The organism is Asaia lannensis NBRC 102526, assembly GCF_024054035.1.
In the GTDB taxonomy this organism is placed as follows: domain Bacteria; phylum Pseudomonadota; class Alphaproteobacteria; order Acetobacterales; family Acetobacteraceae; genus Asaia; species Asaia lannensis.
Genome location: NZ_JAMXQU010000012.1, coordinates 18,053 through 40,855 on the forward strand (window position 1 = coordinate 18,053; position 22,803 = coordinate 40,855).

Below are 22,803 nucleotides of genomic sequence, written 5' to 3' on the forward strand. Positions count from 1 at the left end.
GATCGTGAAGCAGTTGGCCGTTTGTGTGAGGCCTTTGGCAACAAAGCGTGCGTTACCGCTGAAGAGCGAGGTAGAGCTGTGTCTTGCGTCCCGACTCCACGTCAGACTCATGAACGCTACCCAGCCATGGCTCCTCCTTGATGCACTGCCTCAAGCTCGGCATTATGTTGTCTGCGAACGGGGATACGCCTCGAACGCTTTTGCAAGGCTCCATGGAACGCATGCTCACGCCCCGTCATCCCCGTAAATCGTGATGACGAGAACACCACTATGTCATGCATTGCAGATAGCCGCTTCGGCTCCGAAGTGGAGTTTGACCAATACCCAGCAAAATCCAGACTAAACTCGGTTTGATCAATCAAACTGCACCGGTCTTGTACGCACTCCGGGAACGATATTCATTATATTCGAGCCAACCAACGAAAGTAATGAAGTATCATTCAGGGCGTTCGGTAATCACTGCTGGCAAGTCCGTTTTCGAGCCAAATCATGTCCCAGTAGGATAACGATGGGAGGGTGAATGTAATGTAGTCGCCTGCGCTATCCGATCTGGTTATGTATTCAAGCTTATCCGGTGCACCGTGGTTTATGTCGGGACTGGCCATGTAAAGGTTTCCAAGCGTGCTGCCAGCGGTAACGTACATCTTGACTCGCAAGGCACCCGTTGTCGTCGGTGCGGCGGCATTGGCTGCGTTGTCGTTCACGTCAGAGAAAGACGCGCTGCTCATCTGCTGGTAATTGAGCAGGTGCAGGATATCGAAGCCCGAACGATGGTTCTGGAACATCCAGACCGAGCCCGCGGCTGCTGTCGTGCTTCCTGTTGCGCCGGACGTGATCGAGGGCGCCGCAGCTGTCGAGGCGCTGATATTCAGGCGCAGGAGCTTTTCATACGCGACCCCGAAATTCTGATAATCGTATTCGCCCTGCACCATGTCCGCCTTGGGGCTGAGCATGTTGCCAACAGGGAAATCATCGTTGCTGATGAAACGTGCGCCGTCGCCCGGGTTCTGCTGACCGTCCACGATCCAGGCATGGTGTGCGCCGGTCGCGAGCATGGCCGCTTCCTGATAGAGCACACCTGGCGTTTTAAACGTACAGGCTGTAGAGCCGCCGTTGATCGTGCATGAACGAGATGCGCCAAGGGTCTTGTTCATGCCCATGTCCCAGTCCAGTCCCAGGGACTGTTTGCGGCCTGATGCAAGAGCCCAGTTCCAGACCTGCCGTGCCTTGGTCAGGAATGCGCCGAAATTGCCGATATCGGTCGGGTTGTTCCAGCGCTCGACGAAATGGTAAGCCTCGCGGCGAGACTGCACAAGATCCTGCTCATTGTAGGATCCCGCAGGATTCAAGATGATCGGGCCGTTCATGTATCCGGCAACCGTGTTCAGAAACGACGAATAAGCCGTATCCATGATGATGCGATTACCTGAAGCGTCCCATAAAGCGCGATAAATCGTGCCGTAGGTATCCGCAAACATCCCGTCAAAACCAAGACGCCGGCGCATCAGTTCTGCCTGCTGCCCCCAGTACGCCTGCCACGCGGCGTTATTTGGGTTCATGTAGGCGATCTTGTCGTTATACGTCCAAAGATCGCCGATCTGACAGATGCCACCATTGGCGCCGCATGCGCTTGTGAACATCCCCCAGGAGAGCTGGGCACCCGAGCCGTCTTTCGTGAAATCCGGCGTGATGCCGTAATTCGCCCCGTAGACCGGCATATACATGAACGTGCCCATGCGCAGCGACTTTGCGGCGGCGACATGCTGTTTGATCAGGTCGGTGCTGATGTTCTGCCCGTCGCCATTGATCCACGACGCACCGCTGACCCACGGCTTATGCCAGCGATAGAGCATGTTGTAGAATTGCAGGTTATTGCACTTGTAGGCGTTCAGGCTCTGAAGATCGGCCTGCGCGCCGGAGAAGAACGGCGGCTTCCACCCGCCCCAATCGGTATAGGCGCCCACAACCCAGCACTGACGCGGATAGGTCGACCAATCGGACGAGATATCGAATGCACCGCCTTCCTGGTCGAGTTGGTGCCCGTTCTGATCGGCGGCGACCAGACTGACGAAATATCCCTGCCAGTTTGTCCGGCTGGACGGGAAACGCAACTCCGCCGTTGCTGTGCCGCCCGCTGGAAGGGACGTAACCGTGGCTGCCACGGGACTGCCGACCTGTGCGCCTCGACCGGTGACGGTGCCGGTAATCGTGCCGGTGAATGGCGCCCCTGTCTTGTTCGACAGGGTAACGATCATCCGCACCTGCTCCCCGCCCTTATAGCGGGAGAGATCGGTGTTCACAGACTGGATAAGAGGACCGGACAGAACGGGCTCAGCATAGGCCGTCCCTGAGGCGAACAACGCTGCGACACCTGCGAGCACGCCTTTGATCATCGACATGGAATATTGCTCCGGTAGAGGTCACCAACATCGTCAATGCGGGCGAATTATGAATATCAGAGTACTATGTGTTATCAGGACTGGCAAAATCTAACTGACGTATTGCGTGCCAAGCTCAACTGAAGGGGTTTGGACGCTCGCGTGGAGGTTTTGAGTTGCAAGATCTGCGTAGCCGCCGCATATGGCCATTGAAAGACCCAGTCTTTCAGGCTGACGCCAGATCGAACCCGGGAGCTCGCCTCAGTCATGACGCTCCGAGGCGCATTGACGCACGCTCCGCGCCACGTTGTCTGCGATCAGGGTTATGTCTCGAACCGGTTTCGGGAAGGCCAATGAGACAAGGGCTTACGCCCGGTCACCCCGAAAGAAGGCGACGAGCTGAAATCAGCCTGCCCCAAATGGTCCTATCGGTACCGATATCAGGGCAAAAACCTGTGGGCACGTCTCAAGAGGGGCAGCGGTTACAGCGCGTTGAAAAGAAACTTCGACATCCTTCACGTCTGCCATCTGCATTGCCATGATCACAGATCATCTCAATACCCGGCGGGAGCTAGACCTTCATTGCCTCAAGCGGAATCTCACGAAACATATCGCTACTCTTGATAAAGACAAATAAGGAACGACATTTGTCTATTCAATATACATGGTCGTCGAAGTGGCATATATTTTTCAGTCTCCCCAAATCCAATATGTTAATATTTGATTTGCTTACATTTATAATTCCAGTATCGGATAATGACTGAAGGCTTTTATTTATGGTTTGGCGTGTCATTCCCATATTATCCGCAAGCTGCACTTGTGTGATTGGGATATTCATAATAGGCCGGCTTAATCCGCGATATCCGTCCGCGATGATGCTGAGTATCCATGCTACTTTTTGCACCTTATCATAGACTGACATGACAAAAGTGTATTCCTCAAGCATTTCATGGGATCTTATCATAAGTCCAGTGTATCTCGCTGCGAACGATTTACTATTATCCATCAGATATCTGATGATAGCTCCAGGTATCACGAACACCTCGGCATCTATGACAGCCTTAACGTCGTAGTTCGCCAGCGATTTGACCAAAGGCCATGCAAAATGACCGAAGAACCCCGGTCCCATCACCGCCTGCACGTGGTTTCGCCCTTCAGGAGACGTTCTCTCACACCATAAAATGCCGGATCGGATCATTGCAACGTTATCTACGAGCTCGCCTCTCCTGAAGAGGACATGACCCTTTTTTATTTTTATGAAGCTTACATTATCGCATATTTTTGCGCGTTCGTCTTCATCGATCAAACTGAACCAAGGGTTTAGGCTAGACATTTCATGCATTATGTCCAATTTTCATTACTCTCCCAAAATAACAATACGACAATTTTGTCTGGCTGATGCACCGTACAAACATAGAAATGAAAAAAATGATCTTAATAATTTTTACCGAGATATACTCTTCAAATAGTTATAATAATTAAGACAACACAACACTTACTTCGTGATGATCTTCACCCCAAACAGCTACACTTGACAAACCCAGACTGTGCCATTTTCCAGAAGTCCAGGTCGTGGAGGCTGATTTTCCGGGTCGAAATCCCGCATCTCGATGGACAAACGGAGCAGGAATGCCAATCGCCTGCTGGCGGGACAACGTGCTCCCTAGGCATGAAGTTCAAGCGAAAGAACCGTTGCGGCGAACTCACATTCGAGGCCTGGCAATTCCGCCTTTCCTCCGGTCCAACGGAACTCCGTACTCTCGAGATGATGCCAACCCGTCATAGCCGGTCGTACAAGATGGGTTTCATAAGCCGTCATACCATCTGGCGTATATAGATACATCTTCCCCACGAGCGCGCCAAGCAAACGCCGGTCATCGACAAAAGGTCCAATCTTGGAGGAGGGCGAAGCCGCCGCGGTCATGATACTCAGTGACCGAATGGGTTCGTTGAAGGAAAATACCAAGGTACGTCCCTTTCGACGTGTTGGACACACCCGCGTCTTCCCGTTCAGGAGCATCGCTATGCTGTCATCGGAATCGTGGGTGCAACAGTCTGAGTTGACGCTCACTCCAGGAACACGATCCACAATCATGCGAAAAATAGGTTCGACAAACGCACGGTCGGTGCGAAGTGGCGCCGCGCTATGCGCGCCCCATTCAAGATCCCGGCTTTCGCGCCCTTCAAAGGCGACATGACCTGTATCGAGAAACGATTCAGTAAGAATGCCATTCGCCCTGATTATGGAATGCGTCTCAAGCTCCACGTGATACACGTCGTAGTTGTCCGACTGAATATCGCAGGCAATAGAGTGCCCATTAACGAGCATACGTGCCGGCACAAAACAACCATCGAAAAAGAGACAATGCTCCTGGGTGATATGGAGATCACAAAACGGCAGATTTTCTCCCAGTGCGTTACGACGGACGATTATGGTCGGGTGCTCAGCCTTAACCCGACTTTTGCCCACCCATATCACCCGTCGGGTGACGGTTCGACCATTCTCATAAGCGACCAGGAAATCCCCGGGAACGATTTCCTCAACAGCCACATGCCCACGAGCTGTCTCGATCAATGTACCTGCAAGGTAACAAGGCGGAGCGCCCAGGTACTGAACGCCTGTATCCTTACCGAACCCTGCGATACCATTATATGTGGGCACCTGTTGGAAGCCTGCAGGATCGTAACCCAAACCAATGTCGATCTGCACAATGGCCTTAACGGGTGCACTGCTCCCCGAAACCCAGGTACTGACAGTGAGAATTCCCGTACTAGGATCGTAACCAAACGTGTCGGCGCTACCCAGATATCCGAGGTCAATGATATCCCCATTGCCATATCCCCGAATTTTTAGCCCGGTGATGTTGTTGAAGATCCCTGCATTAATTGCAATGTAGTTCCCCCCACCCTGACAGTTTATGGTAACGTCTGTGATAGACCCTTTTCCATCCCTCGAACCGAACGAAATCTGCGAATTCTCCAGATTGATGGTTTGGCCCGATATATTGTAGAATGTCGTATTCCAGTAACAATATTTACTTCCCACCAGGTCAGTAGCAAGCGTCACATTTTTTAGATTGATGACGCCTTTTCCTGTTATCGTACTTGTCGCGCCATAATTATAAACAGTGCTCCATCCAATATTTATTGTTCCATTATTTACAGTATTCCCTGATATATTGAAATATCCATAGGGAATCCCGATGCCGGATGGATCGACAACACCGATCTTATTGCTGCCGTTTACCTGTATTACCCCACCCTCAGAAATGGTCGCGCCGCTATTACTATTTGCACTCCAGCCGCCGAGGGATATACTCGATCCCTGATGCAAATTGAATACCAATGTCCCAGCGACAGTAAATGGCTGATTATATACAATAAACCCGCCAGCCACCCAACATCCCGTGCAGTTCTGATTAACAGCTATTGTATTGGTTTCCCCCGTTTTAGTCTCTCCAGACGCACTTTGGGCGGATCCCCATAGGGTGGCGGACATTATTTTCCTCCGTACTAAAGTATTTTCATGTCTTATGCATTTAGATATTTGGCGATGCGTTGCTAACAGGATTCAGTATGACGATCTGTCACATTTTTTACACAAAACGCGCAACACACTCGCCGACCGCCCGTTTTATCGTCAATAAAACGTCAAAAACGTAGGACTGATTACCCCAATGCCGCCGTCGTCCTCGCGTTACGACGGCATCGAGATATCTTCAGGTTATGCATCTCGCGCCGCGAGAACTTTCTCTGAAAATCCTTTGATAAAACGCGTCAATCGACAACGCCGTCTGCGTATCTTACAAATAACTCAACCAACAACACCGGTACTTTAGGCGTATGACTCACAATAGATGCAAAACGATATTCCCATAACGAAACAAATATTCGAATTCGAGTGTGCTGCCAATGCGCAGCAAGGCTTGCGCCGCAAATGGAACCGTATAGCGCTTTACGATAACCATGATGCTCCCAGTATTTCCCGATGACGCACACTCGGTATAAGGGCACTGATCGAAACGATCGGACGGAAGGGCAATACGGCGTCACGCGACACGGGGAAAATCGCCACGTCCTTCATGGCCATTCGCTGCATCGTGACCGCAGCAAAGCGAATCAAGACCTAGCGGTACCCAACCCAATATGGCTGCACGATCGCAGCAGGAAGTTCTGTGACGGCCTGACTGTCGTCATGGTATTCGCTTAACCCGCATAAGCAGAAACCAGTTCTTCGACATGTTTCAGATCGTCTGGCGTTGCCGGGTTGTAGATCACAAGTCCCAGATCGGGCCGACCCTCGACGATGAAACCTGAGTATTCGAGGGCGATCACGCCAAGCGTCGGATGCAGGAGCCGCTTTGTGCCTTCTCCATGGATCTGCACATCGTTCTCTCGCCACAAAGCAGCAAATTCAGAGCTGTCTGCGCACAGTTCTGCGACGAGTGTGTCAATCTCGCCGGACGCACCGGCGCGTACGGCATCAGCTCTGAAGGCCGCGGCGACAGATCTGGCGAGGCTGTCCCAGTCGAGCTGCATCTCGCGTATATGCGGTGTGCAGAACACGATTTTCAGAATATTGCGGTCCGCAGGAGCAAGCTTGCTGTAATCCGTCAGAACGGCGGCCGCCGCCCTGTTCCAGGCGATGACATCCCAAAGCGCCGTCTTCACGATTGCCGGACTGAAAAGCAGTGCGTCCAGAACATTTTGCAATCGTGGCGAGATGCCGTCCTGAGAACGATATTGTATTTCAGGCGGACGCCCGAGTGCGAGCATGAAAAGATGCTCGCGCTCGGGATCCGTCAGAAGCATGCCTTTCGCCAGACGGTCAAGCACATCGGGTGATGGCGCCCCACCTCGCCCCTGTTCCAGCCAGGTGTACCAGGTGGGGCTGATATGAGCGCATTGGGCAACTTCTTCGCGCCGTAATCCGGGGGTGCGTCGCCGCCCTACGGAAAAACCGAATGCTGTCGGGTTGAGGCGACTGCGTCGATCTCTGAGAAAGGCACCGAGTGTCTGGGGATAGGTCACGTCAGCCTGTCAGTCTTTATGATCACTACTATAACAGGATCCCGATCTGCGCCATCAGGAAAGCATCAACATTTCAGGATACGCAGGATGAAAGTTTTCCTCACCGGAGCGAACGGCTTTATCGGATCACGGCTTGTGGACGAACTGATCGGAGCGGGACATCAGGTCGTAGGGCTTACCCGTTCTTTGGAAGGCGCAAAACGTCTTGAAGCAGCAGGCGCCGTGGCGCATCGAGGCGATATAGAAGATATCGCACACTTGCAGCGCGGTGCTGACGAATGCGAGGGCGTCATTCACACCGCCTTCGATCATGACTTCTCTAACTATGTGGCGAATTGCAAAAAAGACGAGCGGGCAATCAAGGCGCTCGGTGCTGCGCTGTCCGGCTCCGATCGTCCTTTGGTCGTGACGTCGACGACGCTTTTTGGAGAAAGAACCCCGGGATCGATCGCAGATGAAGACGTGTTCAACGATATGCACGGCAATCCGCGGGTCATATCCGAATGCGCGATCCGCGATCTTGCCGAAAAAGGAGTGAACGTCTCGGCTGTCAGGCTGGCCCAGATTCATGACAGGTGGAAACAGGGGCTTATCACCTTCCTTGTCGCGTTTGCCCGGGAAAGCGGTTGCTCGGCCTATATCGCGGGAAGTGACAACAAATGGTGCGCGGCGCATCTCGATGACACGGTGCGGCTCTACCGTCATGCCCTTGACCATGCTGTGGCGGGCGCGCGCTACCATGCCGTGGCTGAAGAAGGTGTTATGCTGCAATCGATTGCAGAGGCCCTCGGGCAGACGCTTGGCCTCCCTGTTTGCGCACTCGACGAGCAGCAAGCCGCTGCACATTTTGGATGGCTGAATCCCTTTGTGGCGAAAAACATGATGGCCTCAAGCGACAAAACCCGCGAACGCCTGAACTGGAAGCCCATAAAGTCAGGCTTGCTGGACGATCTTGCGCACCTTACGCTTGGGACGTGAAGGTTACGCGATCAAGCGCGATTAAGAATAAACTGAATGCTAATTCGATGCATTGACACGGCGCGGTTCGGTATCAATTCCCCCGTGCTCGTGTCGCAGTGCATTCGTCAGAAAGCGGAGATAACCCCGCTGCGTTCCCACATGTTCATCATACAGATCGTCGTCGTGCAGCGACGGCTGTACTCGATCCACGTTTTCTATCTGCGAGATACCCTGACAGCCAAAATTTGAAATGTGCCCGGACTATGGAATGTTGCATCCAAATGTCCGCGAACCGCGTTTCAACCTTTTCAGGAGAGAATCAACATGCGTAGTCACGATGACGAAGATGGAATGTTCAGCGAGATCAGGAGTCTCATAACCGAGCTGCAGAACGACGCCGATCGCCTGAATGCGGCGGCAAGTGCGGAGAACATTGACGAGGGCATACAGCAGCAGATTGCCGGTCTTGCTGACAAGATTGATGGGTTGCAATCGCTGCTGGGCAATCTTCTGCGGTAGTTTCCAGGCCTCATGACAGCGATTTTATGCTTGTGCAAGGTCGCGACAACCGACTGAGAGAGGTCGATCGGACAGTGTAACCTCGCCGTCAAAAATGACGGTCGGGATAAGGGAATCTCCAAACGACTGCGCTGGATGAACAGATCGATCCAGCGCAGCCCTGTCTGCTCTATTCATTCAAGTCTGATTACCTGAACCGGACTGCCCGCACCGGAGGCAATCAGCGTGATATCCATACGAAGCTACAGTGAGCTACGTGTAGATACGGATGAAAGTTTCTTGGCACTCAGTGATTGACCCCATCCACGAGTGTGGCTCGATACGTGGCACCGCGGAAACGGTGTTCACGCGCGGCGCGATAGGTATCACTTTCGTACCAGGTCATGGCAGCTTCGCGATCCGGAAATTCGAGTATCACGATCCCTTCGGGCCCCTCCCCTTCGAGGCAGACCTGGTCGCCGTAAAACACGATCGGAGTCAATGTATGACCCGGGAGGGTCTTTTGCGCGGCCTCGGCATACTGATCCATCTCAGCCTGGTCGATCAGCTTTTCTTTCGTGAAGACTATATAGACGCTCATGTCGGATCCTTGGTTAACTGGACATAGGGGCCGGTCGCCTGCACACACGATCTTTCAATGCCCGATGTACCGGCCCGGTCGGTGGAAGGCTATCAGGACGCCACTTGTCGCAACGGCGCTCAGCGCGGAAAGCAATGCCTTGTCCAGCGGTAGAAAAAGCGCTGAGATACCGAGAATAACAGCATCGAATGTCATCTGGACGCGTCCGGCATTGATGCCCCGTACTCGTTGCAACCACAAAGCCATGATCCCGGTACCCCCTACACCTGCCCGATGCCGGGCAAGACACAGAATACCAAGACCGATAATCGTCCCCGCAAACAGGGCGGAGAAAAATGGCTGTATATAGGCGACATTGAGGACGAACGGGATCTGGCCGGCGGCGAAGGTTATTCCAAAACTTGCAATCATGGTTCGAACAGCAAAGCCCGGACTCATGGCGCGTACTGCGAATAAAAGAAATGGAATATTGATCAGTGAAAACAGGTTGCCCGGGCTGACAGGCACAAAATATGACAGAAGCAGCGATATTCCCGCCATTCCGCCCGTGACCAGCCCTGCCTTGTGAAGGCAGAGAATGCCCATCACGATCAGGCTGCATCCTATGAAAAATGCGTAGATATCCTCGGCGATTGAATGCCGCAGAGCCGGTACATGCGGCAACGTCATGATTATATCCTGTATGCCCCCGGCTCCCGCCTGCAAGGCGCGCTCAAGAGCGGAAGCCGGGGTAACATTGTTGGTCTTTAAGGCAGAAATCCTGCCCTATGCGCTGTACAGTGTCCCTACCGCCTTGTGGAGGGCCATGGCGACTGGCGCAGCGTCATATCGCTTCATCCGGACCTCAATGAAATGCCCACGTGACGTCTCGTCGTTGCACGCCTTCAGAGCCTGCTCAAGCTCCTCTGGCGTCGAGACGGAGCTTACGCCCCAGTTTTCGCATCCGAGTGCCGCAGGAAGGAGATCATAACGCCATTGAGCGAGATCATTGTAATAGGTTTCGCCGTCCTTGCACAAAAGACGCTCGATGAGATAGCCATCGTTGTTGATAAGAATGACAACCGGATTGCGCTCGAACCGGGCGAACTGGCTGACTTCCTGCGCTGTGAGCTGATGCGATCCCTCACCCGTCACCAACACCACCCGTTGCGTTGGGGCTGCCATCGACATCCCGAATGCCGCAGGCGTGGCCCAGCCGATGGATCCCCATAATGTCTGGTTGTGATAGGCGACGTTTTCAGGCAGCTGGATCTGGGCGAGCCCCATCGACGCATTGCCGGTCTCAGCAGAAACGATATCGCCGGGCCTGAGAAACGCCTGCAGGCTGCTATAGAAAATCGCCGAGGTGATATGGCCTGCATTATCGGGTTGCGGTACGGCACGTGCCGGCAGGACGCGTTCATTGCGTGGCAACGTATCCGCTATGGCGATGAGCCGTTCGAGCACGTCGTGCATGAGAACATCATCTATGCGCGTATCACCGGCAGTGACATGATCGGGCATGATATTGATGAGGCGATCCTGCGGAAGCTTCGCGGTGAAGGCGCCGGTGTTGAAATCGGTCTGCTGCATGCCAATTCCGAGAATGACATCGCTACCCTCAACGAAATCTGCCACGGCCTCATTCAGAAGATGCCCGTAATAGAGCCCAAGGTAGGAAAGTGAGGACTCTCGTACCATGCCTTTATCGGCGAACATCGTGGCATGGGGCAAACCGGTACGGTCGAGAAAGAGCTGTATGCTTTCCTTGCAGTCAAAGCGTGCGCTCAGGATGCCGGGTAAAACGCAGCTGTGGTCGCTCTCCATCAGTCGCTCGGTAATGAGCCCGACAGCTTTATCGAGCGACTTGGGGTTACTTTGTGGCGCCTGACGCGGCTTCGGTATCGAAGAGCCGATCGAAGCACCGGCATAGTCTGACGGAATGCCGAAATAGATCGGGCGCTTCTGAGAAGCCAATGTCTGCAGCGCTTTTTCAACGGCGTCGATACAGTTTTCAGGCGTCAGCACCGCACGGTCGCAGGTGAAGTCTTTCGCCGCGTTGAAAAAGGCCAGGAAATTGCCGTTTCCCAACGTGTGATGAACCAGCTTGTCGGAGCCGAGGACGGACGAAGACGGCATACCGACGATATGAATGATTGGCAGGTGCTCTGCATAGGATCCTGCAACCCCATTCAACGCACTGAGTTCGCCAACGCCGAACGTGGTGCTGAGAGCGGCAATACCATTCACGCGCGCATATCCGTCGGCACTGTAAGCGGCATTGAGCTCGTTGCAGCTCCCGACCCAGGTCATGTCTTCGCGTGCGCAGACCGCGTCTTCAATGGGGAATGCGTAATCACCGGCAACACCGAAAACGTGGCGAACGCCAAGATCGGCGATGCGGTTCAGCAAATGCTCTATCACGGTGGCATTCATTGCACTGTGCTCCTTCCATGGGGACATGGCCGGGATACATGCTTTGTCTTACATTGGATAATATGATATATCGATGCATCATATAGGGTAATTACTATGAGTTCGCATCAGATCACGTTTCGCGAGCTGTCGCATTTTCTGGCCGTGGTGAGTCAGGGCGGCTTCGTCCGCGCCAGTCAGGCACTCAATATAAGCCAGCCCTCGGTGAGTCAGAGTATCCGGAGCCTGGAAGCCAAGATCGGTGCGGCGCTTATCCTGCGTGGCAGACGCTCGATCTCCCTGACCGAAAAAGGCCAGATCTTCCTCCGTTATGCAGAAAGGACGCTGAATGAGGAGGTAACCCTCCGCGAAAGGCTGTCTGAAACGCGTGAGGCTATCGACGGGCCGCTACATGTGACTGTGCCCCCGGCTATTGCCTCGATCTGTTTTCCGGGCATCATCGATGTTTTCTGTCGCACCTATCCCGAGGTAACGCTCGAAATCGACGAGTGCCCGTCGGATCGGCTGATCCCTCGTCTGCGCAGCGGCAGGACCGAAATTGCAGCCCTCATTCTGCCGGTAACAGAAAAGGATATTCATCTCCATCCGCTCGGGAGTGACCAGCTCTGTCTTGTCGTGCCCGACACCCATCTCCTGGGCGGCGCGCGATCAATACGCCTCGTCGACATGCTGGAAGAACGGCTCGTGCTGCTGCGTGAGGATTTCAAGATCAACCGTTTCATTGCCCAGGCTTATGCCGAGCATGGAGCACAGCCTCAGGTCGCAGGGCGTACCAGCGATATCTATCTGCTTATGGCGATGGTGCGGGCGGGCGTAGGGCTTGGGATCGTTCCGTCCCTGTTATGCCATGGACAATGGATGCAGGGTCTCAGTACCTTGCGTATGATGGACCCGACAATCAGTTTCGACCTCGTCATGGCCACGCGCAAAAACCATGTCCTGTCACGTGCAGCCGAAGCCTGGACCCGCGTCTGTCAGGAACACTTTGCCGACAATCGGCATGGATGAATTCCTGACGCTTCCGACCGGTGTCCCAATGGAACGACATGATTTCAGCCATGCACGGCCCCTCCGCCCCTCCTGAACGCGTTATATCCATCGAAGGAGCAAACCGGGTTCGCGGTTCAGGCTTCGGCTGAGGGATCGACGACGAAAACCATACAATTCCCGGTCCGTTCATCTTTCGTCGGACGTATAGTGACGCTTTCACCGATCTGCGCAAACCAGCCTGTAAAAAGACCTGCATAAAGCGACGAAAACCAGAACCCGGCCGGTTGCCCCAGTGCGCCGACACGCAGCACGTCATGTATCTTGATCGAAAACAGGTTCCGATCCTGATCCAGCATCAGATCGGCATGTCCCCAACCGATACGCGCAAGGCACGCATTGCACTCCAGTTCGAATCCTTCTGTCGTCCCGCATTCAGGCAGCGGCATACGGTGCGCCATACGCAGGCCCACACTATGCAAAAGCGCGTTGCTCTCCTCCTCCCCGGCCTGGAGATCGAGTTCGGTGGCAAGAGAATGAATGAATAGAGAAAATTCAGGCGAGATCATTTCGTCCCCAGAAAGCTGTATTTGGCAGCGACAAAAGCCCTGACTTCATTCCACGGTCCGGCACGCTGATAATCCGCGTTGAGACTGAGCTTGAGACTGGGCGTCATGCGATAATCGACGGCGCCGTAGATACCCCCTGTCAGACCATTTGCCGAGTTGCCTTCCTGATAGGCGTAGAGCGGCGCAACATTTGCAAGGAGAGCCTGCGAATCCGGATTATTCGGGAAGGTTTCGGCGCGGTTCGAGTGATAGGTCTGATAACCTGCGCGCCCGATGACGCGCCAGTCGATCTGCTTGTACGACCCGGCATAGGTAACCGGGAAGGTGAAGGCGAGGAAATTCTGTGGCGAGAAGTAACCGCCATTACCGTATGTAAACTGATACTCGTTACGGTCGTAGCCGAACCATGTCAGATCCGTGCCGACATGAAGGTTCTGCTGCCCCCAGTCCCAGACCTTGATCTGTCCGCCGGCCCCGGCTTCATATCCCGTGTTGCTCTTCGTATTTCGGCCGGTGAGATAAGATCCGCCGCCACGCATGTAAACAGATGCATCTGCATCGCCATAAGCCAACTGGGCGTACAGACGATTCCTTGTCACCCCGCCCCATGTCGCTCCGGAAGCGTCACGTAAACCGGAATATGAGACGAGTGAGTCCTGCACAGACCGTCGCTCTACTCCCACGGTCAGGATGGTGTTGCGCGCAAGCTTCGGAGCAATGCTGACGCCACCCAATACATTGGTGACTGCAAACCCAAGTGGCGAGGTTCCTGCATCGAGCGTCAGCCATCGCCAGTCATAGCGCGCCGAGAGAGCGACGCCCGTCGCGTTGAAGGCACTGCTCTGGTTGACTGCTCCGCCAATAACGGAATTGAGCGGGTTATAGCCAATATCGCGTGGGCCGTTGACATCGCCCGAGCGGTAGGAGCGGCTGCTCAGGAAGGTGGGTGTTGCGGCAAGCCTGATGTGACCGCCCCCGACGGGCAGTGTCCCAGCCACGTCCGTCGTCACGTTGCTCAGACCGTTGAGCCCTGAACCCGAGCGTGAATCGATGCCGGGCGATATGTTGACGGATGCCGCCATACCATCACTGATCTGGGTAAGATCGGCATCCATCTGGCGGATCAGCGGATCGGTCTCGTTGCTGACAAGTGTCACATCCTCGCTCGCGAACGGATTGGGACGAGTGAAAGCCTGCCCCCGTTCAGGCGCAATCTGCTCGATGCGAAGCAGTCGCGCCTGCGCAAGTTCGCGCACGGCAGCACGGATATTTCCACGAGCCCGATCGAGCTGGGCTGCCGCATACCAGCTGCGCGGGTCCGTCGGTGCAATCGCGTTCATCTGCTGAAGATAGCCACTCGCTTCCGCATAGCGATGCATGGCGATCGTCGTCTGGATCAGCGCGAGATAAGCATCGAGATCACCCGGATCGTGCTGAACGGCACGGAGGTTGATCTGATATGCCTGTGCATATTGCCCGCCCGAGGCATAGAGCCGCGCCAGCGCAAGATTGGCGGCGACTGGCGGATTGGGTTTATCCAGAGCAGGCGCAAGCGCCTCGTAAGCCCTCGCGCGATTGCCATGCTCATTCAGACGATCGGAGGTTGCTACGGCAAGAGCCGTATCGATCTGGGCGAGTTGTGTGACCTGCTCCGGTGTCAGCGTGACTCCTTTGAGCCACGCTGAAAAACGCCTCGCACGTTCGAGATCGCGCATATGTAGAAAGGCACCGGCGAAGGCGACGCGCTGGGCCGGATTAAGCCGACCACCCGCATGAGCGATCTGTATATCGAGCAGCTGAGCGGCACCTGCGGCATCGCCCCGGTCATAGAGACCCATGGCAGCGGCCTGGGCAAGGCTACCATCCGGATCGCCCTGATCGAGTATATGCGCGAAGTAGAAGCGTGCCGCTTCACGATCCGAGGGCGCATTGGCCAGATCCTGCCTGAACGCCGCACGACGGAGCACGGCCTGCAACTCGGGTGTCATTGCTCGTTCCGGCACGAGTGCACGAAGCCGCGTCACGGCTGCATCGTCACCGGTCTGTGCCGCATAGTAAAGCGCTGCCTGCAGACTCGCCTGGTCGCGCTCAGAGGACGCGTTGAGCAAGGGTGCCATAACCTGATCGGCATCGCTGCGTCTGTTCTCGGCAATCAGGGCCTGAGCGTAATGCAGCCGCGACCAGGGCGACAGGGCGTCGTCACGGTCGGCCCTTTGCAGAATGCTCAGGCGTTCGGCCTGTGTACTCGCCTGCGCCGCCTGACTATCGTAAATCAGGGCCTTGAGCTGAGCGTTTGGCACCGAGCTGTCGGAAAGGACGGCATTAGCCTCATCAAAGCGCCGATCGTCGATCAGGGCGCGCACCAGTCGCTCGCGATAGGACACATTACGTGGCTCAGCCGAAAGCAGCGAACGGTAGATGGTGATCGCCTCATCGCGTCGCCCTGTCCGTTCGAGAATATCCGCTCTCATGGCCTTAAGCCAGGATTGACCGGGGGCATGCGCGATAAGCGGGTTGATGAGCGCCAGCGTCTCCGCATAACGCTCCTTGGCAAAAAGATAGTTTGCCCGTGCATAGGTGTCATTCAGAACGGCACCGCTTTCTGCTGCACGCCAGCGCGCGGCAGAAGCCGGATCGGCCTGTATGGCGCGCTCGAGATAGGTACGAGCCTCGGCATCGCGTTTCTGTCTCAGCAAGGTGACACCGAGCCCTCCAAGTGTATCGGGATCGTTCGGTGCCAGGGCGAGGCCCTGTCTGAACGCCACAACAGCAGCCTGAAGATTGTTGGACCTCAGCGCGTCCCATCCCTTCTGCCGTTCGATCTCGAAAGGCTTGAGCGTTCCACCAAGCGCACGCCCGCGCAGCGCCTGTATATCCCTGTCATCCGGATGAGCATTCAGATAGGATGAAATAAGGGAATCTGACGTTGCATTTGCGGGAAGCCACAGAACGGATTGACGCGTCGTCGCAGCGATCTGCTCTTTCTGGGCACCGGTCAGGCCAGCCATCTTGCCGAGCGCCTCAAGGCGCCGAATACCCGTAATACGCGTCTTTTCGTCCCAGACGAGCGATTGCGCATAGGCAATCTGGTATTCAATGTTGTCAGGTGACGACGATACCAGCTTTCCAAGACCTTGCTGGGCCTTCGTACGCTGCTCCGGCACACCTGCAAGAGTGCGATAGTATTCCAGCGCATAGAGCGATGGCGGCCGATCCGGAAACGCTCGCAGATACGCTGCTGCGGCCTGCGCAGTCGCACCCCGTTGTGACAGTGCACGTGCATTCTGGACTTCCGGTGCGGGTGCCGCGCGTGCCTGGAGATCCATGTCGAGCTGGCGGCCCGCGTCAGGGTCGTTGCTGTGGTCACGGATCTGCTTGAGTATGCGATGGGCATCGGCGATGTCGCCGTCCTGCAAACTCATCTGCCCTTCGAGCGCCAGAACATCCGGGTCGCTCGGCGCAAGCTGTCGCGCCTGGCTGAGCGCGACGCGGGCTTCATCCATGCGTCCATGCTCGAACCAGTATCTCGCCCGTTTGATAACCGGTTGCAGAATACGCGCCGTATCGGACGTCTGTACTGTCTGTGCGACAGCAACACCATTGCATAGCGGCAAGCTTATCCCGGGAAGCATTCCTGTGCAGAGTACGGCCCGCAAGGCGAGCTGGGCTCTGCCTCTCTCCTGCTGGGCAATCTTCTTATTTGTCACGGTGGAGTTCCTGTGCCCGACGTCTGGCATGAGTGGTCAACACGCGGAAGAGAATCAGGACACCGAGCCCAACCCCGATAACGGCAAGCAAGATCACACGGAACGGATGGTCACCCAGATAAAGATCCGGCCAGAACCAGAAAGGAAGCGAGCCCACTGCGTAACTTGGCATGTTTCGCGTAGCGAGAATCTGCGTTCCGTTAACGAGCACGAGATCGCCCTGGATACGGGGCTGCGTTTTGGGATCGCGCATCGTCTGAACCAGACGTTCGAGCCCTTGCGGATTTTCGCTCAGCATGATGAGCATCGTCGCGTTGGAGGAAAAAGGCGACCGTCGCTCGATCAGCGCGCCTCCGTCTCCCATGGAGGTTGCGGTACCGATCGACTGCAGGGATTTCTCCACGCCTCCCTCAACCTCTGTATCGACCGCACGCGTGAGCATACGAAACGGCTCCAGCAATGATGACCGACTGTAATTCAGCGTGGTGCCGGTAAAGCTGTACGGCGTACCACGCAGAAACTTCTCGAAATTGGGAGAAGAGGCGGTATTTTCCATCACGATGAGATTGCGCGTTTCGTTGTCCGATACCGTGTCCGCATAGAGCACGGAAAGACCGGAAACAGGAAAATGGGTGGAGGCTCCGATCATCCCGACGAGATCGAGAAAAGCTGTCTCCATCCCTGCTGAATGCGCCGAAGGAAGAACGATTGCGGTATCGGACAGATCGGCCATGCGTGTAAACGGGAAGCCGGAATTGGCGAAATAGGCCAGATTGGGCAGTCGTGTGTAGTGATAGGCACGCGTCAAATCGATGGTGGAATCAGGATCTATGCTCATGCGCAGATCCTCCGTCATGCCACTGCAGTCGCGTCGCCCGATCGGTCGGCTCTCAAGGTAAAAACCAAGCGTGTTGGCGCCATAAATAGCCCAAGGAGGAATCGACACATGGGCGGATTGCACGCGCGAGGCATCGGGCCACAATCTTCTGAGCCAGTCAGGTAAGTCCGATGGTGGGGCGAGTGAGACACTTTTCAGATAAATGCCGTTAACGCTGACATCCACATGCGAGCGCTTGCGGTCGATCTCAGTCCCGAGCGGTCCCCGCACCGTGAAATGCATGCTGAGCGGATGGTTGCGCCATGTGTAGATATCCGGCGTCGTGCGGAACGGAACAGAAATCGTGCCGGGCACATAGCCATAACCTTGGAGGGAAGAGAGAGCGACGAGATCGCCTATGCGGATTGGCTGAGTACGTGTCACAAATCCAGGCGCATCGAAGGGTTTACGTGGATCGATCGATACCTGAGGCGCCGCGATACGCTGCTCATGCGGAAACCCTTTGCTTCCGAACGCAATAGAACGTGCCGCCGCCACGACCTCGTCATCCGAACGCCCGGTCACAATCAGGAGCGTGCCGAACGCATCATTGGCATTGACGGTCTCGAGCACAGTAGGACCCGTGACCTGCGCCTGTCCGGAAAGGAACGGGCCGAGCGTATTGGCAGGTCCGACGACGACCGCACTCCCCGAGGGCGGCAGTTGCGCCATAACGGGAAAATTTGCGCCGCGATAATCTGCAAGCGACCCGAACCACGATGCCAGGACAGCAGAGGCTTCGAGCGTGCGCGGCGAACTATGGCTCGGCATGACGAAAGGGATACGGGCCGGCGTAAGGACGGCATCGTTGAAAAAGGGGGCCGGTAGTGCGGCGAGGTCTCGAGCCGGTGGCAGGGGGGCAGAGGTAATGGAGATGCTGGATTGCCCCAGTATCTTCGCCCAGAGGAGCGGGCTTGTCTGGTCTCCGCAACTCAGCGTGTATTGGCCCGCAAAGTGGAAGGTCAGAATGTTGTGCTCTTTGAAGAAAAGAGGGTTGATCGTGAAGCTCAGGGCATCGAGTTGCGGCTTGAGCTTGTCCGGATGGATAACGCCGATGAACTGATCGTTGAGAAAAATGGTCACGCCGCTGCCAGCGGGTAACATATCGGGCGAAAGCGACCCGCTGAGCGTCAGCGTTGCCGCCGTGACGACTTCAGAAGGTGGAACACCGAAATTGAGCCCCTGAATCGGGATCCAGGGTGTCATGATCATCGTGTCCGCACTGCCGAGCTGGGTAAAACTCCATGATGTGGTATGCGCATTCTCAAGCTCTTCACGACCTGCGCCCAGTGGCTCTGCCTGGCCAGAGGCATTGGATGACGGCAGCGAGCCTCCTGTAGCAGCGGGCAAGGTCGGGGACGCTGGTGCTGGCCCGGATCGGTCGGGGCTCCCTGTCACATCCGATGCGATGCCGGCACTTGTAGGAACATTCGCCCGACCAGGCGGCGCAGATACGATATCCTGGGCCGGCGTGGATGGGCGAGGTATTTCGCCCGACCCATGAGGCATGGGAAGATCGTCCGGGGTCTGCTGTGCCCAAGCGCGGCCGCCCCCCAGAAGAGACGACGCGAGAAGTGTTGCTGCGACAACTCTTACGATGCCTGTTTTCGGACGCACGATCACAGCGGTTTTGTGTAGGGTAGGCTGGGAAACCTTCGGCTTGAGCGATACGGCGCGCTGCCGCTGCCGGAATGTTGCCGGTTTGAACAGATCGACGATACTGCGCAGGATAAGGAGGATGGAACGTGGCAGACTGTCGGGCCTGTAATCGGCCCAGGACGTCCAGGCATCGAGACGCCCGAATATAACGCGCACAATCTGTGCCTCCTGAATAATGGTCGTGGAAGCCCAGCTCAGGGCAAGCGAGCCCTTCTCCGTGGCGCGGATCACCTTTGCCGGAAGTGGATAGGTCTCCTGCATATCCGGCACGAGAACATGAATCATGCTGCCTGAAGGCAGAGCCTCGACCGGCGCATGACCGTGCAACAGGCACCCGCCATAGGACATGTTTTCACTTGTGTATTGGAACATGCGTCCATCTGCAGTGCAGACTGTAACAGGAACAACCATGTCGACACGGGGCGAATTGCGTATCTGCATCGACTCACGCCCGATTGAAATCGCTGCCAGTACGATAACGATGCTGATGGAAATCCAGAGGATATTCATCAGCAAAGCGTCGGTCACGATTGCGTCGTTATGGGTATAGGCGAGCCGGAACAGACCTACACCGAGCGTGATCAGTAACGCAGCTGCCAGATAGACATTCGGATAGACCGCGCTCCAGTCGAGATAGGAGCGATCGAGAAGACCGCCTTTTTCAGTGACGTTGAACTTACCACGACGGGGGAAGATCAGTGTCATGACGCTGACACGTGCAAGAAACGGCGCGAGTGTCGTTTCGTAAACCTCGCTCCACAGAGAATATCGCCAGTTGCGATTGGTCCTGGCGGAAGTCAGAACGCTATGGACAAGATGAGGCATGGCGTAGATTGCGATGGCAAAAGGCGAGGCATCGATCAGCGTCTGATTGAACAGAAGATAGGCCATGGGTGACGTGAGAAACACGAGACGCGGTATGGCAAAAAGAAAACTGGCGATTGCGGCGAAATAACACAGACGCTGCGCAAAATTCAGACCCGGACCCGTCAGAGGGTTATCGAGACGCAGGATCTGCAACATGCCACGCGCCCAGCGCATACGCTGCCCGACATGGAGAATGAGGCGCTCGGTTGACAGTCCTGCGGCGAGAGGCTTTGCGAGATAGGCCGTCGACCAGCCGCGCCTTTGCAGCTTGAGCGCGGTGTGCATATCCTCTGTAACCGTTTCGACCGCCACGCCGCCGATCTCTGCGAGGGCTGCGCGACGGATCACTGCGCATGACCCGCAAAAAAATGTCGCATTCCAGAAATCGTTTCCATCCTGGATCAGACCATAGAAAAGATTTCCCTCCGGGGGCACGACCGCGCCATGAGCGAAATTACGCTGAAACGGATCCTGCGAATAAAAATGATGCGGAGTCTGGATCAAGGCGAGATGCGGCTCACTCATGAACGGTCCGACCGTTTCCTGAAGGAAGCTGCGTTTGGCGATATGATCGCAGTCGAAAATGGCAATCAGCTCGCCTTTGGTGAGCTGCATGGCGTGATTGAGATTGCCTGCCTTGGCGTGACTGTTGTCCGCGCGCGCAATGTACCCTGCCCCGCAGGATTCAGCGAACTCGCGAAATTCCTCACGATGCCCGTCGTCGAGGAGATAGACATTGAGACGGTCGCTCGGCCAGTCGATCCCCATCGCTGCGAGGACAGTCTGACGCACAATGCGCAGTTCCTCGTTATAGGTCGGTATGTAGATATCAACGCTCGGCCAGGTCGTTACATCCCTGGGCATGGGCGCCACCCCACGCTTGAGCGGATGGAGCGACTGGAAATAACTCAATATGAGCATGAGAAAAGCGTAGATCTCGGCAATAACGAGCACGGTGCCGAGGATGGTCTGTGTCAGGGAGCTGAAATTGAGCGTTTCGGTCAGACGCCAGCTGAGATAACGCAACGAGACGATAATCGAGAGCCCCTTGAGCACCATGGTTGCTCTTGGCCCCGGATGGCGGTTTACCAGCAGAAAAAGCAGGATGCCGAATATGCAGACAACCGTCTGTCCGGCGAGGTTGAGATGAACGAATGCAGCGAGCACCATACATAGGATGGCAAACGCAATAAGAGTCGTCTTGATGACCGCGCGGCTCGTCGAAGCGCTGGCATTATCCAGCCACGTTTCGAGGGCGTAAAGACCTTGTCGTGCGTGCTTCATCCGTCTTCTCGCCTCATTGCAGGCCGTTGATCGTCTGGATCAGACGGGTTCCGACGAGTTCGATATCTGCAGCGGCACGCGAATAAGGCGCGTAATGCTGCACAAGCCTCTGGCTCGCAAAGGCCTCGCCCACATGTTCATCGCGGCAGATCGTTCCGAGATGCATGGTACCGAAACGGCGTACGATCTGGGGCATGGCCATCGCACTGACCCGATTGAGCGGATCGAAACGATTAACCACCACACGATGATCGAAACGGGCAGCCTTTGCCGCGCTGATACCGTAGCAGCTCGCCGAGTGGATCTCCGGCACGAGCGAGATACACGATGCTTCTGCGGTCATGACGGAGAGAACGATATCGGCCAGCGGCAGGATGGAGGACAAAGCAACCGAATAACCGGGGGATGTATCGACAATCACGACCGTCTCGGGCTGGCGTGCGAGGGCACCGATTTCGGATACGATCAGATCCGGACGATTGCGTATAACGTGGTCGAACTCGGCCCGGGCATGCAAAGGCTGCGAACCGAAAGGAAAGAGCAGAATATCGCTGGATGTACGAATGGCCGCGTCCTGCCATGGCAGGTGGCTACCTATGCATCCAGACAATCCGAACCTGTGCGCCACGGGAACGCCGAAATGCAGCCGCAAAGCATTCTGAGGATCCAGGTCAATTGCAATGACCTCAGATGCGCCCGCCCTACGCAGTTCATCAGCCAGATGCGCCGCCACCATCGTCTTTCCAACACCTCCTTTTGGAGAAGCCACGCAAATCAGAGTCATCTTGCTGTTCTTGGTCCCGGTTGATCGGAATAAATCGGTTACTACTTGCGAAACATGCCATGCAGGCGTCTCTGCACGCCGCCCTTGCTGGGCGCAGCCGATCTTAGCCGCGTCATAAGCTCCGAAAGCGGAAGCTGCCGCCACGCTGTTGCATTTGCGTTTGCTTGACGCAACGTTTCTTTGTCG

The 22,803-nt window shown here is 55.6% G+C and carries 14 protein-coding genes; 3 read left to right on the top strand and 11 right to left on the bottom strand.

From position 1 onward, the window contains the following. Positions 1–440: 440 nt before the first annotated feature. From NF685_RS12990 to NF685_RS13005, 4 genes are all read right to left on the bottom strand, one after another. Positions 441–2,399 (bottom strand): glycoside hydrolase family 66 protein, encoded by a 1,959-nt coding sequence (locus NF685_RS12990; protein ID WP_252849945.1) that lies wholly within the window; start codon positions 2,397–2,399, stop codon positions 441–443. A 634-nt stretch (positions 2,400–3,033) separates the two neighbouring features. Next, positions 3,034–3,684: a Crp/Fnr family transcriptional regulator gene (locus NF685_RS12995; RefSeq protein ID WP_252849946.1), complete on the bottom strand. Its 651-nt coding sequence runs from the start codon at positions 3,682–3,684 to the stop codon at positions 3,034–3,036. A 357-nt stretch (positions 3,685–4,041) separates the two neighbouring features. Next, complete coding sequence (locus NF685_RS13000) at positions 4,042–5,877, bottom strand: Hint domain-containing protein (RefSeq protein ID WP_252849947.1); 1,836 nt, start codon at positions 5,875–5,877, stop codon at positions 4,042–4,044. A gap of 707 nt (positions 5,878–6,584) precedes the next feature. Next, on the bottom strand, positions 6,585–7,409 hold the full coding sequence (locus tag NF685_RS13005) for a helix-turn-helix transcriptional regulator (protein WP_252849948.1): 825 nt from the start codon (positions 7,407–7,409) through the stop codon (positions 6,585–6,587). An 87-nt stretch (positions 7,410–7,496) separates the two neighbouring features. On the opposite strand from NF685_RS13005, the gene NF685_RS13010 reads away from it, so the two are divergent. Together NF685_RS13010 and NF685_RS13015 are read left to right on the top strand one after the other, a co-directional pair. Then, positions 7,497–8,387, top strand: coding sequence for an SDR family oxidoreductase (locus NF685_RS13010; RefSeq protein WP_264813783.1), 891 nt, complete (start codon positions 7,497–7,499; stop codon positions 8,385–8,387). 306 nt (positions 8,388–8,693) lie between these two features. Then, entirely contained in the window at positions 8,694–8,888 is a 195-nt protein-coding gene (locus NF685_RS13015) for a hypothetical protein (RefSeq protein ID WP_252849950.1), read from the top strand. A 286-nt stretch (positions 8,889–9,174) separates the two neighbouring features. Here NF685_RS13015 and NF685_RS13020 read toward each other — a convergent pair whose 3' ends face one another. From NF685_RS13020 to NF685_RS13030, 3 genes are all read right to left on the bottom strand, one after another. After that, on the bottom strand, positions 9,175–9,468 hold the full coding sequence (locus NF685_RS13020) for a DUF1330 domain-containing protein (RefSeq protein ID WP_252849951.1): 294 nt from the start codon (positions 9,466–9,468) through the stop codon (positions 9,175–9,177). Positions 9,469–9,522: 54 nt separating this feature from the next. Further along, the gene (locus NF685_RS13025) at positions 9,523–10,137 is read right to left on the bottom strand and encodes a YitT family protein (RefSeq protein ID WP_252849952.1); all 615 of its coding nucleotides are present in this window, start codon (positions 10,135–10,137) and stop codon (positions 9,523–9,525) included. 96 nt (positions 10,138–10,233) lie between these two features. Further along, a complete protein-coding gene (locus NF685_RS13030; RefSeq protein ID WP_252849953.1) occupies positions 10,234–11,883 on the bottom strand; it encodes an alpha-keto acid decarboxylase family protein in 1,650 nt (549 codons plus the stop codon). 96 nt (positions 11,884–11,979) lie between these two features. Here NF685_RS13030 and NF685_RS13035 point away from each other — a divergent pair, with 96 nt between their 5' ends. Further along, positions 11,980–12,891: a LysR family transcriptional regulator gene (locus NF685_RS13035; RefSeq protein WP_252849954.1), complete on the top strand. Its 912-nt coding sequence runs from the start codon at positions 11,980–11,982 to the stop codon at positions 12,889–12,891. A gap of 116 nt (positions 12,892–13,007) precedes the next feature. On the opposite strand, the gene bcsD is transcribed toward NF685_RS13035, so the two are convergent. Genes bcsD through NF685_RS13055 form a run of 4 tightly spaced genes read right to left on the bottom strand, consistent with a single transcriptional unit; the run spans position 13,008 to position 22,617 of the window. After that, positions 13,008–13,439, bottom strand: coding sequence for a cellulose biosynthesis protein BcsD (gene bcsD, locus NF685_RS13040; RefSeq protein WP_252849955.1), 432 nt, complete (start codon positions 13,437–13,439; stop codon positions 13,008–13,010). Then, a complete protein-coding gene (locus NF685_RS13045) occupies positions 13,436–17,146 on the bottom strand; it encodes a cellulose synthase subunit BcsC-related outer membrane protein (RefSeq protein WP_252849956.1) in 3,711 nt (1,236 codons plus the stop codon). The genes bcsD and NF685_RS13045 overlap by 4 nt, the downstream gene beginning before the upstream one ends. Then, positions 17,136–21,833 carry a UDP-forming cellulose synthase catalytic subunit gene (gene bcsA / locus NF685_RS13050; protein ID WP_252849957.1) on the bottom strand — a complete coding sequence of 1,566 codons (4,698 nt, stop codon included), beginning with the start codon at positions 21,831–21,833 and terminating at the stop codon, positions 17,136–17,138. The genes NF685_RS13045 and bcsA overlap by 11 nt, the downstream gene beginning before the upstream one ends. A 13-nt stretch (positions 21,834–21,846) precedes the next feature. Next, positions 21,847–22,617, bottom strand: coding sequence for a cellulose synthase operon protein YhjQ/BcsQ (locus tag NF685_RS13055; protein ID WP_252849958.1), 771 nt, complete (start codon positions 22,615–22,617; stop codon positions 21,847–21,849). Positions 22,618–22,803 lie beyond the last annotated feature (186 nt).

Coding starts and splice junctions, on each gene's coding strand:
- NF685_RS13035 (WP_252849954.1), top strand. CDS start 11,980: ATGAGTTCGCATCAGATCACGTTTCGCGAGCTGTCGCATTTTCTGGCC.
- NF685_RS13030 (WP_252849953.1), bottom strand. CDS start 11,883: ATGAATGCCACCGTGATAGAGCATTTGCTGAACCGCATCGCCGATCTT.
- NF685_RS13020 (WP_252849951.1), bottom strand. CDS start 9,468: ATGAGCGTCTATATAGTCTTCACGAAAGAAAAGCTGATCGACCAGGCT.
- bcsA (WP_252849957.1), bottom strand. CDS start 21,833: ATGAAGCACGCACGACAAGGTCTTTACGCCCTCGAAACGTGGCTGGAT.
- NF685_RS12990 (WP_252849945.1), bottom strand. CDS start 2,399: ATGTCGATGATCAAAGGCGTGCTCGCAGGTGTCGCAGCGTTGTTCGCC.
- NF685_RS13000 (WP_252849947.1), bottom strand. CDS start 5,877: ATGTCCGCCACCCTATGGGGATCCGCCCAAAGTGCGTCTGGAGAGACT.
- bcsD (WP_252849955.1), bottom strand. CDS start 13,439: ATGATCTCGCCTGAATTTTCTCTATTCATTCATTCTCTTGCCACCGAA.
- NF685_RS13015 (WP_252849950.1), top strand. CDS start 8,694: ATGCGTAGTCACGATGACGAAGATGGAATGTTCAGCGAGATCAGGAGT.
- NF685_RS13010 (WP_264813783.1), top strand. CDS start 7,497: ATGAAAGTTTTCCTCACCGGAGCGAACGGCTTTATCGGATCACGGCTT.
- NF685_RS13055 (WP_252849958.1), bottom strand. CDS start 22,617: ATGACTCTGATTTGCGTGGCTTCTCCAAAAGGAGGTGTTGGAAAGACG.
- NF685_RS13025 (WP_252849952.1), bottom strand. CDS start 10,137: ATGACGTTGCCGCATGTACCGGCTCTGCGGCATTCAATCGCCGAGGAT.